1 pseudogene is annotated in these 1,363 nt (G+C 33.7%); it reads right to left on the bottom strand.

The features are described from left to right. Positions 1-142 precede the first annotated feature (142 nt). A pseudogene (locus COE53_RS18425) lies at positions 143-1,281 on the bottom strand (IS3 family transposase). Positions 1,282-1,363 lie beyond the last annotated feature (82 nt).

Below are 1,363 nucleotides of genomic sequence, written 5' to 3'. Positions count from 1 at the left end.
AAACGGACACATTAAAATGAGTTTTTTCTTTAAAAAATCCTGTTATATTTTAACTGAAAGTCTCTTTATATCCCTATTGAATCATTTTTGATTCAATAGGTTTCTATGAGATTTGCCTATATTGCACTTTTTCATTTCCATTTCAACTAGCTTTATTGTCCATTTCATTTGGGGTTAAGTATCCAATTGCTGAATGGATCCTTTTTGCATTATAAAAACACACAATATATTCGAATATTCGTGCTTCTGCGGTTTCTCGAGTTTCGTAAGTTTCTCTGTAGATTAACTCCCTTTTCAAAATACTATGAAACGCCTCAATACAAGCGTTGTCATAACAGTTTCCCTTTCGACTCATACTTATTCTGATATTAGCTTTTTCCAAACATTGAATATACTCCTCAGAACGATATTGGCTACCCTGATCTGAATGGTGAATTAAGCCTTGTTTTGGTGGTTGAGACTTCATAGCTCGCTTAAGTGCCATTAGTGGTAAAGCTGTGGTCATTCGGGAACTAGTTGAAAACCCAATAATTTTTCTTGAATATAAATCCATAACTGATGCCAGGTATAACCATCCTTCTCGAGTCCAAATATAAGTAATATCACTTACCCATACTTGACCAGGAGCACTGGTCTTAAAATTTTGATTTAATATATTCGGGTATTTTGCTTCTTGTTGTTTTTCAGTTTGTTTAGCTCTGTACTTTTTGACAGTGATGGATCGTAAACTATTTGCTTTCATGAGACGTTGCACTGTTTTTAAGGATATGATCGAACCATGTTTATTTAGAGTTCGAAGAATTTTAATAGCTCCATATCTTTTATTAGACTCAAGATAGATTTCCTTTATTTGTTTAGATAACTTCTCTTTGATTAAAGTCCTTTTCGATTGTGGTCGCTTCAACCAATCATAATATCCACTTCTTGATACACCTAGTACCTTGCACATCTTTGAAACACGAAATTCGTGTCGGTGTTGATGGATAAATCGAAAAATTACTTCGGGTCTTTCGCAAAGATGTGCATTGCCTTTTTTAAAATCGCATTCTCTTCTTCTAGTTCCTTAATTCGTTTCTCTAAATCAGACATTTCCTTGTGTTCAGGAGATAAATTCCCACTACCAATAAAGCTAGTCTCTTTAGAATCTTTATATTTTCTAACCCATCGAGTGAGTGTACTATAATTTATTTCTAAATTTCTAGCGACTTCTCTAGCACTCTTCCCCTCCTCAACAACTAATTTAGCTGCCTGTAATTTGAATTTTTTATCATGATGACTCATAAAACACACTCCCGACCTAAGATACTAAATATAATTTTACATTAGAATCATTTCAGTGTGTCCGTTTTTTAGTCTACATGCA

This window comes from Bacillus sp. AFS029533 (assembly GCF_002585125.1).
GTDB classification, from domain to species: Bacteria; Bacillota; Bacilli; order Bacillales; family Bacillaceae_G; genus Gottfriedia; species Gottfriedia luciferensis_B.
Note: the sequence above shows the minus strand (reverse complement) of the source record. Positions and strands in the feature narration are given on the sequence as shown.